At 53.3% G+C, this 15,408-nt stretch carries 11 protein-coding genes; 3 read left to right on the top strand and 8 right to left on the bottom strand.

Annotated elements, in window-relative coordinates:
* Positions 1-6 precede the first annotated feature (6 nt).
* The 8 genes from QMG15_RS02385 to QMG15_RS02350 form a co-directional block, all read right to left on the bottom strand.
* On the bottom strand, positions 7-675 hold the full coding sequence (locus tag QMG15_RS02385; RefSeq protein WP_281789310.1) for a hypothetical protein: 669 nt from the start codon (positions 673-675) through the stop codon (positions 7-9).
* The gene (locus tag QMG15_RS02380; RefSeq protein ID WP_281789309.1) at positions 662-2,080 is read right to left on the bottom strand and encodes a FliH/SctL family protein; all 1,419 of its coding nucleotides are present in this window, start codon (positions 2,078-2,080) and stop codon (positions 662-664) included. The genes QMG15_RS02385 and QMG15_RS02380 overlap by 14 nt, the downstream gene beginning before the upstream one ends.
* Complete coding sequence (gene fliG / locus QMG15_RS02375) at positions 2,073-3,107, bottom strand: flagellar motor switch protein FliG (protein WP_199220216.1); 1,035 nt, start codon at positions 3,105-3,107, stop codon at positions 2,073-2,075. The genes QMG15_RS02380 and fliG overlap by 8 nt, the downstream gene beginning before the upstream one ends.
* Positions 3,108-3,130: 23 nt before the next feature.
* Positions 3,131-5,287, bottom strand: coding sequence for a flagellar basal-body MS-ring/collar protein FliF (fliF, locus tag QMG15_RS02370; RefSeq protein WP_281789308.1), 2,157 nt, complete (start codon positions 5,285-5,287; stop codon positions 3,131-3,133).
* A gap of 20 nt (positions 5,288-5,307) precedes the next feature.
* Complete coding sequence (gene fliE, locus QMG15_RS02365) at positions 5,308-5,652, bottom strand: flagellar hook-basal body complex protein FliE (protein WP_281789307.1); 345 nt, start codon at positions 5,650-5,652, stop codon at positions 5,308-5,310.
* Entirely contained in the window at positions 5,649-7,148 is a 1,500-nt protein-coding gene (locus QMG15_RS02360; RefSeq protein WP_281789306.1) for a sigma-54 dependent transcriptional regulator, read from the bottom strand. Before QMG15_RS02360 ends, fliE begins: the two co-directional genes overlap by 4 nt.
* Before the next feature lie 398 nt (positions 7,149-7,546).
* A complete protein-coding gene (locus tag QMG15_RS02355) occupies positions 7,547-11,542 on the bottom strand; it encodes a flagellin (RefSeq protein ID WP_281789305.1) in 3,996 nt (1,331 codons plus the stop codon).
* Positions 11,543-11,742: 200 nt separating this feature from the next.
* Positions 11,743-12,210 carry a hypothetical protein gene (locus QMG15_RS02350; RefSeq protein WP_281789304.1) on the bottom strand — a complete coding sequence of 156 codons (468 nt, stop codon included), beginning with the start codon at positions 12,208-12,210 and terminating at the stop codon, positions 11,743-11,745.
* Between the two features lie 223 nt (positions 12,211-12,433).
* Between QMG15_RS02350 and pseC the strand changes: the two genes are divergently transcribed.
* Genes pseC through pseG form a run of 3 tightly spaced genes read left to right on the top strand, consistent with a single transcriptional unit; the run spans position 12,434 to position 15,404 of the window.
* Entirely contained in the window at positions 12,434-13,603 is a 1,170-nt protein-coding gene (gene pseC / locus QMG15_RS02345; RefSeq protein WP_281789303.1) for a UDP-4-amino-4,6-dideoxy-N-acetyl-beta-L-altrosamine transaminase, read from the top strand.
* Positions 13,600-14,301 (top strand): pseudaminic acid cytidylyltransferase, encoded by a 702-nt coding sequence (pseF, locus tag QMG15_RS02340; RefSeq protein ID WP_281789302.1) that lies wholly within the window; start codon positions 13,600-13,602, stop codon positions 14,299-14,301. Before pseC ends, pseF begins: the two co-directional genes overlap by 4 nt.
* Positions 14,259-15,404, top strand: a complete 1,146-nt coding sequence (pseG, locus tag QMG15_RS02335) for a UDP-2,4-diacetamido-2,4,6-trideoxy-beta-L-altropyranose hydrolase (RefSeq protein WP_281789301.1) — start codon at positions 14,259-14,261, stop codon at positions 15,402-15,404. Before pseF ends, pseG begins: the two co-directional genes overlap by 43 nt.
* Positions 15,405-15,408: the final 4 nt, after the last annotated feature.

Here is a 15,408-nt window from a genome sequence, read left to right as displayed (position 1 = left end):
GTTTGTTTATTTCACTTCAATCATGCCGCGAATCGCAGCGGCCACACGGCCTTGGTCGGCTTGCACCACCATGCGGACCACGCCCACTTTGTCTTCGTAGCTGTTGGCGCTGTTGAGCAACTCTGGCGGAATGGTGGGCTTTTTGGCCTTCTGTTGTTCTTTGCGAATGCGGTCTTTGATTTCAGCCAAAGTTTCGCCTTCGCGAATTTCAATCTCACCTTCCGCCATCGCTTCTTCTTCGGGTTCAGCCGCTGGCGCTTCGGCGCTTGCGTGGCCTTCAACCAAGGCCGCTTCAGCAGGCGCTTGGTCCACAGGGGCTTCAGCCACTTCTGCCGTCACGGGCTCTTGGGCCACCACCTCGGGCTCAACAGCCACCACGGGCTCGGGCACCACCTCGGGCTCGGGCTCGGTTTCGAACACAGGTTTTGGCCTTGGCTTTTCAGGCTTTTCCAAAAGCAACATTTGGTATTTGATTTTGTCCGCACGTTGGGCTTCAAACAGTTCGGCCTTGCGAATCATCTCGCGCTCAACCGCAGCAACGGCTGCTTTTTGCATCTCGCTGTTGGAGGCGACTTGGCCCACCATGTTGAGCACAAACGGGCGCACGATGGTCACAATCACGACCATGAAAATCAAACCCATCAACAAGGTGTTGATGACGTCAGGAATGAACATCGCTGTCCTCCGCTTCTTCTTGAACTTCTAAAAGGGGTTGCGCCAGAGGCGACTTTTCGCGCCACGCAGGCACATCGACCAACAAGGCATGCGCCAAGCTTTCAAGGCGGTGCGACACCAAATCTTCGATCACAGTGTCATTGGCAAACACGCGCACACTGCCGGGTTGCATGTCATGCACAGCTTCAAGACGCATGCCTTTGATGAAGTCGGCACTGTGCTCTTGCAAGCGGGCTTTGTCTGCGGGGTTGAGTTCCAACACCACCGCGCCATGCACTGGGTGATCCAACTCATCCAAGCAACGCTGCACCAAGCGCTCCATTGCCTTGCTGGACGTTTGCAGCTCACCCACCACCACTTGCTCGGCAATGTGCAGGGCGAGGCGTTTGAGTGGCTCAAAAAATTTCTTGGGGTCTGCAATCAGCGCGCCCAGTTCGGTCGATGCGTTTTCAAACAACACACGTTGCGCGGCCATTTCTTCGGCCACCGCGGTACGCGCTGTTTGCTCGCCCTCGGCCAGACCTTGTTCTTTGCCCTGTGCCAAACCCTGTTCTAAGCCTTGCTGCAAACCTTCCGACAGACCTTCGGCTTTGCCTTGTTCCAGCCCTTTGGCCAAACCTTCGGCCATGGCTTGTTCCACCGCCGCGGCCAGCTGCGCCGCAGCTTCTTCTTGCGCTTGGGCCAAGCCCTTGGCAAATTGTTCAGCCTCGCGCTGCGCGACTTCTTCAGGGGGAATACCGCCCACCACCGCTGGCAGTTCGGGCTCTATGGGTTCAATGGCTTCAGCTAGTTCAACGGCCTCAGCTTCTTGTGCTTCAGCAGCAGCCTCAACTTCGAGCGCTGCATCTACAGCATCTATAGCGTCTGTGTTTTCCGTGGCAGCGGTCTCTGCACTCAATGACTCAGGTGTTGCCGCATCTGCCACATCGGGATGAATCACGATCGGGTCTGCCACTTTCTCGTCGGACGTGATGGGGCTGACCACCAAGGTCTCGGCCAATTCTGCTTGTGCCAACGCACGTTGCAACACAGAGGCGTCCACGTTGACACGCAGTTTAGATTTGCGTGTCGCGCCGAATGAATCCATGACAAACGGCAAATGCTCGTTGGTTTCTGAGCCCGTGTGAGATGCAGGTTTTTCTTCGCCCAATGCCTCGTTGCGGTACTCGCCCTCTAAGAGCGCGAGCGAAGCTTGGGCTTGCTTGGACAAAGGTTGGCGCATCGGTTGGTAATGCGCCGCCGAGAACCCGCTGGACTTGGCTGGGTAGCCAAGGTCGGCAAACGTTTCCGGTTCATCGCTGGTCCAGCTGGTCGTGGCATAGCCACGGCTGCTCAGTTTTTCTGCGATGCCGGCATTGGGCTGCCAGGGAACGTCAGCCCGAACGGGATGGGGTTGATTAAACAAAGTCTGCGCCGCCCAAGATCAATTCACCCGAATCGGACAACTTACGCGCTTTGCGCATGATCTGCTTTTGCGCGTCTTCCACGTCGGCCATGCGTTGCGGGCCTTTGGCTTCCATGTCGTCGCGGAACATACCGCGCGCACGTTCGGACATGTTGTCGAAGAAACGGGCTTGGCAAGGTTCGCTGGCATTTTTCAAGGCCATCATCAACATGTCTGGCTCCACCGCACGCATGAGCACCTGGATACCTTTGTTGTCCACGCTGACCAAGTTTTCGAAGGTGAACATGTTGTCCTGAATCTTGAGCATCAGGTCCGGATCAATGTCGTTCAAGCCGTTCATGATGCTGGCTTCCAGCGCCGTCTTGGTCAAGTTCATGATCTTGGCTGCGGCTTGAATGCCACCAAAGCTCGACGACTGGGCCGATGCGTTCTTGGAGAACTGCTGCTTCATGATGGCTTCGAGTTCGGCCATGGCAGAGGGCTGCACGGTGTCCAAACTGGCCACGCGTTGAATCACCTCGGCACGGGTGTCGGGTGGCAAATAGTTCAAAACGTCAGCGGCCACTTCGCTCTCTAAGAGCGACAAGATGATGGCCACGACTTGTGGGTGTTCGCCACGGATCATGTCGGCAATGCCACGGGCATCCATCCACGACAAGATGTCCAAACCTTTGGTGCCTTGGCCCGGCATGATGCGGCCCAACACAGAGGCGGCTTTGTCGTCACCCAAGGCGAGGCGCATGACTTTTTCAACATAGTCGGCGCCGCCGATGCTGACGTTGTTTTGGTTCTTTAAATGGTCCACAAATTCGTCGAGCACATAGTTGACCGCTTCTTGTGAGAAGTTGGCCACTTGCACCATCGCAGCGCCCAGCGCTTGGACCTCTTTGGGGCTCAGGTATTTGATGATTTCTGCCGCTTGCTCTTCGCCGAGCAACAGCATCAAAACGGCAGCACGTTGGGTGCTGGTAATGCCTGCGAGCTCAGCACGCAGTTTGTCGGTCATCACAATGGTGTCGTCAGCCATGATTCAAATCCTCGGAAAATTTATTACTTCTCGATCAAGCTCTTGAGCACACCCGCCACGCGGGTGGAGTCCTCAGCCATGATCATGCGAATCAACGCCACTTTATCGTCATACGAATTGGCTGTGTTGAGCAAGTCGGCAGAGATTGACTGTTTCTTAGGCTTCATGCTGGCCATGCGGGCTTTCACCTCTTCCAGCGTTTCGCCTTCTTCAATTTCAATGTCATCCGTTGCTTCTTCTTGGGCAGCGGCTTCTGTTTGAGCGACTTGTTCAGCCAAAGCGGTGGCTTGGGCTTGTTGTTCGGCCAACAGTTCGGCTTGACGCAGTCGTTCTTCTTCAGCCGCTTGCGCATCGGCAAGCGCTTTGGCTTCTGCGGCAAGGCGAGCTTCTTCAGCAGTACGGGTAGCGTTTTGGGCCAAACGTGCGGACTCTTCGGCGGCACGGATGGCCTCTTCGGAAATACGCAGCATCTCGCCTTCGTGTGATCGCTTGGCGTGCGCAGCGGCAGCTTGTGCGGCAGCGTTCTCAGCGGTGGCCACATCAATCGCCATTTGCGCTTGGGAGGTGGCGGCATCGGCAGCCGCAGCGGCCAAAGCTTTGGGATCGATCTCGGGGGCCAACAAGCGGCGCACCATCGGACGAACCACGGTCAAGAGGATGAGCAAGAAGATGCCACCGACCACACCGGCGTTGACCATGACTTGGTAGTTCTCGTCACGGTACCAAGGGATGACAGTTGGGTCGTACTGAGGCTCAAACTTGGTGCCCACCACGGTGACCACGTCACCACGGTCGTTGTTGAAACCGACAGCGCCTTTGACCAATTGGTTCAAGCGTTCGATTTCTTCTGGGGTGTAAGGCACTGAGGTTGGGGTAGAACCATCGGCGTTCTTTTCGACCTTGGCACCCGGCGCCACAGGACGTTCGTTGATCAACACACCCACACCAATCTTGGTGATCGTGCCCATGGCACCTTTGGTGTGACGCACGGCGCGGTCGAGTTCGTAGTTTTTGGTGCTACGGGCTGTCACTTGCACGCCTTTTTCGCTCACACCCTTCAAGGGGTCGGCGTTGGTTTGCGTGGTGGCTTGTGGGTTGGTCGGTGCTGGCGGCGTGTTGGACAAGGAGCCAGGAATACCAATCGCATCACGGAACGTGTTGCGGTCTTCCACAAACAATTCAGAACGTGTCTTGGGACCTTTGTCTTGGCCATCAAACTCTTCGTTGGTAACTTCGGTTTGTGTGAAGTCCAAGCTCATACTCACCTGAGCCGTCACGTTGGTTTCGCCCACGATGGGAGCCAGCAACTGAATCAAACGGGTGCGGTAGAGGTCTTCCATCTGCTGCTTGTGGGTGAGCTGCTGTGCGGTCAAGCCCAAAGGCGCTTCCGTCAACATGTCGTTCATCAAGCTGCCAAAGTTGTCAACCACCGACACGTTTTCAGGTGCGAGGTAAGGCACGCTAGACGCCACCAACTGAATGATGGCTTGCACGTTGGCCGACGAGATGGTGCGGCCAGGCAAACGCGTGATGATGACCGACGCCTTGGTGGGTGCACGGTCACGCACAAACACGCTTTGCTTGGGCGCTGCCAAATGCACGCGGGCTGATTTAATGCCGCCGATTTGCACAATGCTGCGTGCGAGTTCTTGCTCCATCGCGTTGTTGTAGCGCACCTGCTCCATGAACTGGCTGGTGGTCATGGCGGGCATGTCTTTGAGGTTGTCCATGCCCGAAGCTTCGGTGCGTGGCAAACCTTTGGAAGCCAGCAACATGCGGGCTTCTTGGTAACGGTTGGTGGGCACAGAGATTTGGCCAGTGTTGGCGTCCACCTCTGGCTTGTATTCGCCGGTCTTCAAGGCTTCGATGGCCAACTGCTTGTCCGCATCGTTGAGCATCAACACCAAAGGACGGTAAGGCGTGGGCTTCATCGAGGTGAAGAACACAGCCACCGACATCAGCAGCATGAAGATCACCACAAAGGGCAAGACCTTGCGCACACTGGGTTGACGCAACACGTCCATCACCACAGCGCCGGGGCCTTCTTTGGCGTTGATCCATGCGGGCATGCGTGATGCGTCGCCTGACGCAGCACCATTCGCATTGGAAGCTGAAGCGTTGTCTACGCCGTTGGCTACGGGCATGCCCACAGCGTTCATGTTTAAGGTATCGGTTGCCATATCAGTCTTTCAATCCAGCATCACACAGGCATGTTCATGATTTCTTCGTACGCTTTCATCACTTTGTTGCGTACTTGCAAGGTGGCTTCAAAAGCCAGCGACGATTTCTGCATGCTCAACACCACTTCGGTGAGCGGTACTTCTTCGCCGCGGTCATAGGCGTCTTGCATGGTCGATGACTTGAGCTGTGTCTCGTTCACGCTGTCGAGCGCGTTTTGCACCGACTTGAAGAAGTCGGGTTGGCCTTGAATCTTGGTGGGCGACGTTTCGCCAGCAGGCGAATTGACACCGGTGGCCTGCGTCTGGTGCGAACGCAGCGTTTCAATCATCGATTGAATGTTGGCGTTGGAGATGCGGTCAATCATGCTGAGGCTCCTTCATTCATGCCACGGGTGCGCATTTGCGCCAGCTTGTAGCGCAAGGTGCGTGGGCTGATGCCCAACTTGGCAGCCGCTTCCAGGCGGCTGTCGGTGCTTTGAATCGCCGCCATGATGACTTGCAACTCACTGGCTTTCACGGCGCTGTCCAAGTTGATGGGGGCTGCTGGCTCTTCGCGCATCTCAATCGGTGCCATTGCGGTGGCGCCATAGGCTGGCACAGAGGCGTAATAAGTTGCGGCGGGTGCCACGGGGGCGGCTGCAACAAATGCAGGCTCAACAGGCGCTTGCGCATAAATTGGCGGCAAGGCTGCGGCGATGCTGGGCATCGCGGGCATGGCTTGCTCGTCCATCTGTGCATCGTCAAACATCAAATGCGCAGGGCTGATGGTGCGGCCACCACTCAACACAACGGCGCGTTGCACCACGTTTTCGAGTTCGCGCACATTGCCAGGCCAGGGGTAGCTTTGCAACAACACTTGTGCTTCTGACGTGACCGTGAAAGGCAAACCACCTTTGACATGACGGGCCAATGACTGCGCCACCAAAGGCACGATGTCACCGGGACGGTCTTTCAAGGGCTGAATACGCAAGCGGAACGTGCTGATGCGGAAATACAAGTCTTCGCGGAATTCGCGTTGCTCAATGGCGAGCTTCAAATCTTTGTTGGTGGCCGCGATCACGCGGATGTCGAGGTCGATGGTGGCCTCGCCGCCCAAGCGGTTGAGTTTTTTCTCTTGCAAGACGCGCAACAACTTGGCTTGCAAGTTCATGGGCATCTCGCCAATTTCGTCCAAGAAGATGGTGCCGCCGTGGGCTTGTTCAAACAAACCTTTGTGCTCTTTCAAAGCGCCGGTAAAAGCGCCCTTCTCGTGACCGAACAACATGTCTTCGATCAAGTGCTCTGGCATGGCCGCGCAGTTGAGCGCCACAAACGGTGCCTTGGCGCGGGGTGACGACTCGTGCAACACACGGGCCAACACTTCTTTACCAGCACCTGTGGGGCCGACCAACAAAACAGTCACATCGGTTTGTGCCACGCGTTGGGCCAAGGCCAACAAATGCTGGCTGATGGGGTCCACAAACACGTAGCTTTTGGTTTTGAGTTCGGGGGCGTTCAAGCCCTTCACAGCGCCTTGCCATGCAGCGGCAGACCACTCGTCTGACGACAGCACATGCAAAGCACCCAAACGCATCGCGTCCACAGCCACTTCCATGCGACGACGGTCTACGCGGCACAGCACGGGCACGGTGTGGCCGAGTTGGGCAATGAGGGTTTGAACTTCTTGGAGCAGCTCGGCGCTATCGCCCAAGCGAATGACCAACACATGTGCGCGGCGCAAAGCCAGCGTGAGGTCACCCAAGGTAGACACAGTTTCCAGACTGATACCTGCGGCATCCAGCTGGGCGCGATCTGCGGCGTCGATTGGACTGAAGGGGTCCAACCACACGGCATGAATTACGTTGACAGAAGAAGCATTCACTTTGAGTACAGTCCGAAATAAAGGTAAGACTGTTATGCAAAGGCCGTGCCAGGTGGTTTTGTAACCTATGTAATTAAATTTATGTGTGTGATGGGCCTGCCAGTGGCAGTTTCTCGACGTTGCGACGAGTTACCGACAGGCTTTTTAGACGCTTCTTGGGCGTTTGCTTTGGCTGGTTTAGGCGAGAACCCGCCACAAAACCGCCCGTCCGTGCGCAGCACCTCCAGAGAGGGAACTACTTTCGAACGAAAGCCCATGAGCTTGCAGCCATAAGGCAGGCGCACATCCCACGTGATCGCCATGTAGCGACACTCCCAGCAGTTGGGGCCCTTGGGTAAGGGCGAGGATGAAGGCGCGGTGCCTTGATCAGCTTTCATGCGTGAGATCAAGGGCGCTTATTAACCGCCCAAGAGCTTCATCACCGACTGCTGGCTGGTGTTGGCTTGCGCCAGCACCGCGGTAGCGGCTTGCTGCATGATCTGTGTCTTGGCCAACTCGGTCGAAGCTGCCGCGTAATCGGCATCTTCAATCTGGCTGCGCGACGCAGACATGTTCATCGACACGTTGGTCAAGTTGTTGATCACGTGGTCGAGGCGGTTCATCACCGCACCCATGGTGGCGCGTGTGGCGTTGATCTTGTCCATGGACGTATCCAACAAGTTGAGGACAGCTGTAGCCCCCTCACGGCTGTTGATACGCACACTTCGAGCTTCTTCAGCCAGATCGACGTCGCTGGTAATTTGACCTGTGATCGAACCGTTCTTGCCGAAATCAGCCAAATCAATCGTGATCACTTGGTTAGCGCTTGAGCCAACTTGGAATGCCATGCGACCGACGCGTGGAGGATCCATGTCTTCACTTGCACGACCGCCGAAGCTGCCCTCGCTAAAGCCTAATGCAGAGAAATTACTCAAGCTACCAAAACCATCCGCACCACTGCGAATCTGAATTGGACGTCCTGTGATGTTCATCATGTTGGGTGGCAAGCCATCTGGGCCTGGCATCGCTGGCAACACAGGTGCATCCGCAGTCAGGCGAACCGTACCGTAAATGGTTTTGATGTTCATCACACTGACAGGCGCTGTGGCACTACCCAACACATTGGTCAAGTAAGCTGCAGTCATGTCAACCGCTGAAGCATCAGTGGCACCTTGGGAGTTGGCAGCAACTGTGCTGAGAGTCAATGTTTGTCCGCTACCCGCTGTCACGGCAGGAGCACGCAAATCAAATCCACTACCAGCCACATTCGAGGTAATCAAAATACTGGTGTTCGTTGAGTCAGAAGGATCCAGTTTCGCAGTCACGTTCTTCAAAGACGTGTTGTTATTGATCGCCAAGACCAGCGCAGCTGTTGTGGCCGCCTCAGTCGCGGTTGCTCCCAAGGCTGCTGTTTCAACCTTCACACCATTGATGTAGACCGAAGCAGTCTCAGTGGCAGCAACGCCTGCACCAGCCACTTTGATCTTCGATATTTGAGCAACAGCGCCGCCTTTGTCCAAACCAAAGCTGGCTGCAGACAACTCGTCCTTGCTGGAGTCATACCAAACAGACAAGTTACGACCGTCTGTCGACAATGTCACACCTTTACCGTTATCGGTCGCAGTGACACCGTGTTGGCCGACACGCTCATTGATCGCAGCAACAACTTTTGCGCGACGGTCTGTGCCGCTTTCGTTTTGGACGAAATCAACTTGAATTTCAATTCCGTTGACCCAAACGGACTGCTTGCCGTTTTCGGGGGTGCCCGTTTTAGTAATTGAGCCTTCACTGACCACAGGATTAGCCTGTGCCGTGACACCCGTCAAATTCGTGCTGGCGTTAATTGCAGCAGCCAAAGCGATGCCGCTAGAAGCCGGATCGCTGCTAGACACCAAGGTATTTGAAAACTTGTCGTCAGCTGGTGTGGTGGGGCGAATTTTGATGCCGTTGATCTCTAGATCATCCATTCCCAAATTCTTGAATTGAGCAGGCTGATTTGCAGTCACATCAGTTGCAGCAACACCGACCGTTGCACCAGCACTCTTCGCAGTGGTCATCGTGAAGGCCACACCTGGTGTGCGGGCTGTCAACAAAATTTCGCCAATGTCATTACCTTTGGTGGCAAAAACACCCAAAGTACTGTTTTGGTTAATCGCAGTGATCAGTTCGCTGGAAACAATTTGTGGTGTTTTCGAGGCCGCCGCTACAGATGTAAAAGTCGTACCGTTCACAACCACCGAAACAGTGTCTGTTGTACCCACCGCGCCGGTCAACTTAACGCTGCTCACTTGAGCCACAGCAGCCTTAACCGGATCACGAGATTGGCTGTTCAGCACAGACTCATTCTTCGAGTAGTTACCGGAAACCAATCCAGCACGTGTGATGTCACCAGCGGCACCAGATCCTAAGACCACAGGTGCTTGAATTTTTGACTCCAAGGAAATGGTCGAGCTTTGCACGCCCTCACCCATACCAATGCGCTGACCAAATGCCTGTGAGTTGGTAGATGCCGATGTTTCAAAACGAACTTCGATGTTGCGGCCATCTGCAGCAACCAGAGACACGCCTTTTGCATCAGAACCACTGTCAATTGCTTTGACACCTGTGCGATCACTGATCAAGTTAATGGCACGCACCACGTTTGCACGTGTAGCTTGCGAGTTGTTGTACACAGTTGTGATGTCAGCCGATGCGTAACCGTTGATGAACACCACACCCGATGCCACTGGACCTGCCGTCATGGCTTGGCCAGTGAAAATGTTTTCGTTGACTTTGGCAAACACGCCCGTGCCAGGCATCTTGGTTGCGAATTCTTTGGTGGTGTTGACCACGCTGCCTGTTCCAGTTGTGCCTGGAAGCACTTCTAACTTAGGAACATTGCCATCCTTAGATGGGAAATCGACATTGATGACTGCTGAGCCAGTGGCGTAAACCACCTTGATTCCAGTCGTACTGTCGTAAAGAGGGCTCGCTTGCATTGCAGCTGCAATCTTGGCAGCCGCTAATGCAGGTGTGCTGTCATCATTGGTCAATACAACGCTGACACCACCCACAGTGATAGTGCCGGGCATTGGCGAACCGCTGAAAGTGATCGATTGAGACTCACCTTGTGAAATACCTTGATCCACGGCCATGCGGTTAATTGCGGCAGCCTTCGCGATGGCACTGCCAGCCGCGTTGTTACGTGGGGACAACACATCGTCACTCGACGATGATGGGCCAATATTCACACCATTGATGGTCAAGTCGCCATCACGCAATGTTGGAATACTGCCGGCTACACCCACACTCATACTGATGCCACGCGTAGCCAAGTTCAAACCAGCGCCATCGGCATCTTGCAGTGTGTAGGTCAGGTCGCCTGAAATCACAGAGCTGTTCAAGCCGTCTGCTTTTGCAAACTTCACGACAGCTGGGCTTTGCGTCACCAATGAACCCGTCATTGTGATTTTTTGGTTATCTGCAGTCGTGAAAGTTGCGACAACTGCAGAGCCTGCGGTTGCACCAGAGGCCACGCTGAATTGCAGTGAGCCACTTTTCAAGTACTCGCCACTGTCAGAGAAAACCTCAACAGATTGGGTTGCAGCTTTGCGCGAAGTTGTCACGGCAGTGGCTGACAAACCTGTCGACCCCACCAGCACGTTAGATGTTGGTACATCACCTTCTGCAGGATTGAAATTGATGGTGACAACCCCGAGGGATGTCACGTCCGCAGTCATGCCACGGGAAGTAAACAAGTCTGAATTGTTCAGCGTTGTTTTAATCTTGGCAGAAGCCAGTGCAAGCGTATTTTCAGAAGCCGTGATCGAAACATCGACACCGGCAATCGTCATGGTTCCCACTGCAGGTGTTGTGCCAGACAGCGTGAATGTTTGCACCTCACCCGCATCGGCACCAGACATGCTGCGTGCGGTTGTGGGGTTCAAGAACACACTGCCGAATTGGTTTTCGGAAGTGACCTTGTACACAGGCATCTCACCAACTTGTTCGCCCGCTTTACCGTTCAGCACAGGGAAACCGTTCCACTCTGTGTTGTCGGCAATTTGAACAATTTGTTGTTTCAGCTGTTGAAACTCCAAGTCCAAATAACTGCGGTCAGCATTGTTATTTGTATCGTTGACAGCCTGCACAGCCAACTCACGCATGCGTTGCATCATGTCCGTGATTTCGTTGGTTGCACCTTCAGCCGTTTGGATCAGGCTAATAGCATCCCCTGCGTTACGCACAGCTTGGTTCAGACTTCGAATCTGATGTGTCATGCGTGTTGCGATCGACATGCCTGCGGCATCATCTCGCGCTGAGTTGATTCGCTTGCCTGTCGACAATTGCTGCATTGCTTTGCTTTGCTCAAGACCGGAGGTCTTCAGAGCCATCTGCGAAAACAAAGCTTTAACGTTGGTATTGATAACTGCCATTTTTTTCTCCTGACCCTATCGGTCAATCAAACTTGCCACTGATTAAGCACAACGCGTGCCAACTATTTCTGACACAACTTAATAAGGGTTTTCCCCTTTTAAAGCGTGGTTTGGTGTTCATTTAAGTACTCAGTGGCAATGTTTTGTCGTTGAAACGGCAAGCGGTTGCCGCTTGCCGGTCATTCACGACTTTTTGCCGCTTAGTGCTGCAAGCCCGAAACGGGCATCATGGAATCGCTGAAATCATCCAGCGACAACTTCTCGGCCAACAGCTCCACCTGGCCTGGGTACGAAGCCAATCCTTGACGTGCAACAGCCAATGCACGCTCTGGATCAAGGTTGCATCGCAATGCACGCACCAGCATCACAAAAGTGAAGGCGGGTGTGTTGGCACCTTGAATTTCAACCAACTCATCCATCAGCTCAACAGCCAATGGCCAGTCTTGGTTCATCATGGCCAGCAAGCTGGTGATCGCCAAGATGTCTTCGCTGTGTGGATACAGGCTCATGCCTGCATCGCCCAAAGCATTTGCCAGGTCCAATTGCTCTGTAGCAACCAGCGATTGAATAGCTTCACGAATTTCAGGGGCGCTGAAACGTTTGATAGATTGAGCATTGAGCAAGCTACCTACGGCGGCTTGATTCATCAATTCTTGAATGAGTGTCATGGAAAGCTCCTGCTAGAGGTGTCAGAAAAACATGCCGATCGTTGTCACACGATGGCGCATACAGACCCACAAGCAAAAGTGATGCCACATGAAAACCTTGCTGGCAAGCCACGTACAAGACATCTCTTAGAAACATTGCGCTATTGGCTTATAAATTGCTTCATTTAATCAATAAGATTTTCATGTCTGTAATTTGACAGGCCATTTCAAGCTGAAAGAACCTATGGTTAAACCCATTCCTTATGGTCGCCAAAACATCTCAGAAGCCGATATTCAATCCGTGGTGGATGTTCTACGCTCCGACTTCCTTACCCAAGGGCCAGTCGTACCTGCGTTCGAACAGGCTGTCGTCAAACATTGCGGCGCCACGCACGGCGTGGCCGTTAACAGTGCAACGTCTGCGCTTCACATCGCTTGCTTGGCGCTGGGCTTAGGTCCGGGTGATTGGCTGTGGACAACGCCTATCACCTTTGTCGCATCAGCCAACTGCGGGTTGTACTGCGGCGCTCAGGTCGACTTTATTGACATCGACGCACGCACCTACAACCTTTGCCCCCTGGCGCTCGAGGCCAAACTCGTAGAAGCTGACAAGCAGGGACGGCTACCCAAGGTCTTGGTTGCCGTTCACCTGTGTGGGCAACCCTGCGACATGGCCGCCATTCACGTGCTAAGTCAAAAATATGGTTTCAAAATCATTGAAGACGCGTCACATGCCATCGGTGGTAAATACAAAAACGAATTCATTGGCAACTGCCGCTACAGCGATATCACAGTTTTTAGTTTTCATCCCGTCAAAATCATCACCACTGCTGAAGGCGGAATGGCCGTTACTAACGACCCCAATTTAGCCCATTCCATGAATTTGCTACGCAGCCACGGCATCACCCGAGATGAGACACACATGACTCATCCAGCTGATGGGCCTTGGTACTACCAACAAATTACGTTGGGCTTCAACTACCGCATGACCGAGTTACAAGCAGCGTTGGGGATCAGCCAAATGCAAAGGTTAGATGCGTTTGTGACCCAACGTCACGCATTAGCCAAACGGTATGACGAATTGTTATCAGACCTTCCCTTGGTCACGCCTTGGCAGCATCCTGACAGCTATTCAGGCTTACACCTTTACGTCATTCGAGTGCGTTTAGACCAAACCAAACAAACACACCGTCAAATTTTTGAAGGTCTGCGTGAACAAGGTATTGGCGTCAACGTGCACTACATCCCTGTACACACACAGCCATACTACGCGCAGATGGGTTTCACCATGGGCGACTACCCACAAGCTGAGCTCTACTACGCCCAAGCGATCAGTCTTCCCATGTTCCAAGACCTCACACACGCGCAGCAAGACCACGTTGTCGCAGCACTACGGAAAGAATTGACCGCATGAAACTAGCCGTCATTCCTGCACGTGGTGGTAGCAAACGCATCCCCAGAAAAAACATCAAACTTTTTGGTGGTTTTCCCATGATCACATGGTCCATTCGTGCGGCCATTGCTAGCCAATGCTTCGATCGCATCATCGTCAGCACGGATGATGATGAGATTGCGCAAGTTGCACTTGCGCATGGCGCTGAAGTCCCGTTTGTTCGCCCTTCCGAACTATCCGACGATCACACAGGCACCATTCCCGTTGTTGCTCATGCGATTAAATGGAACAACGCCCAGGGCATTGCGACTGATGAAGTTTGCTGCATCTATGCAACAGCACCCTTCATGCAAGCCAGCGATCTGCGACGTGGCTTAGACGTCTTACAAACCAGCGGTGCTGACTATGCGTTTTCAGTTACCAGCTATGCCTTTCCGATTCAAAGAGCCATTCGCATCACACCCGACCAGCGGGTTCAGATGTTTCAGCCTGAACACTTCAACACACGGTCACAAGACTTGATTGAAGCTTGGCACGATGCAGGGCAGTTTTATTGGGGGCATGCAAATGCTTGGCTAGCGCATCTACCCCTATTTACAGAGGCAACCGCACCGATACCCATACCAAGACACCGCGTACAAGACATAGACACCCAAGAAGACTGGGAACGCGCTGAATGGATGCTGCAAAGCATGAACTCCGTAGAATTGATTTTTTAATGAAATTCGTATTTCGTACAGATGCGTCGGTTCAGATCGGTACTGGCCATGTAATGCGCTGTCTGACGTTAGCCAATGCACTGCGCCGTCAAGGCGCAGACTGCATTTTTATCTGCCGCGCACACCTTGGCCATTTGCTAGAGCTCATTCGAGAGCATGGACATCAGGTTGTAGCGCTTACTGCACTCGCCGAGCTGCCTCTAAAGACGCCTGATACAACACTTCATCATGCAAGATGGTTGGGCACCGATTGGTGCACTGACGCCGCAGACACGCAACAAGCAATCGGCAAACTAGCTGTGGATTGGTTAGTGGTGGACCACTATGCTTTGGATCAGCGCTGGGAAAAAGCCATGCGCTCTCACTGCCAGCAACTGATGGTAATTGACGATTTAGCTGATCGCGTTCATGACTGCGACTTGCTACTAGACCAAAACCTAGGACGAACTGCAGAAGACTACAAAGAGCTGGTACATGCCCATACGACCGCATTGATTGGCCCTCGATATGCATTGCTACGCCCTGAATTTTCGTCATTGCGCGAAACTAGTCTTGCTAGGCGTGCGCGCCCCAAAGTCAAAAATTTACTCATAACTATGGGTGGAGTGGATAAAGACAACAAAACTACAGAAGTGCTTAAATCTTTGTGCCAGTGCCCACTACCAGACGATTGCCAAATAACAGTTGTCATGGGACCGCACGCTCCGTGGATAGCCAATGTACGCATGCAAGCCGAACTAATGCCTTGGAATACTAGGATTTTAGTTAATGAAATCAATATGGCCAAATTAATGGCAGAAAGCGACCTAGCCATAGGCGCAGCAGGCTCAACAAACTGGGAACGATGCTGCTTAGGATTACCAACGCTACTACTATCTTTGGCAGAGAATCAAAAAAGTACCGCACTACATCTTCATAAAATTGGAGCAGCATTACTTATTTCAGAATCTGAAAATAATAATCTAGCTGAATCAATGAAAAGAAAAATCACTTTTATCAATGAAAATCCATCGAGCTTAGATAGACTAATTTGTATTTCAAGCGGAATTACGAAGGGATTTGGACTGCAACTTGTGATCGCACAATTGAAACTCAAAAAATAATCGA

Origin of the sequence: Limnohabitans sp. INBF002 (assembly GCF_027924905.1) — a bacterium.
Classification (GTDB): Bacteria; Pseudomonadota; Gammaproteobacteria; order Burkholderiales; family Burkholderiaceae_C; genus Limnohabitans.
The sequence above is the reverse complement of the archived record's forward strand: the minus strand, read 5'-3'. Positions and strand labels throughout refer to the sequence as shown.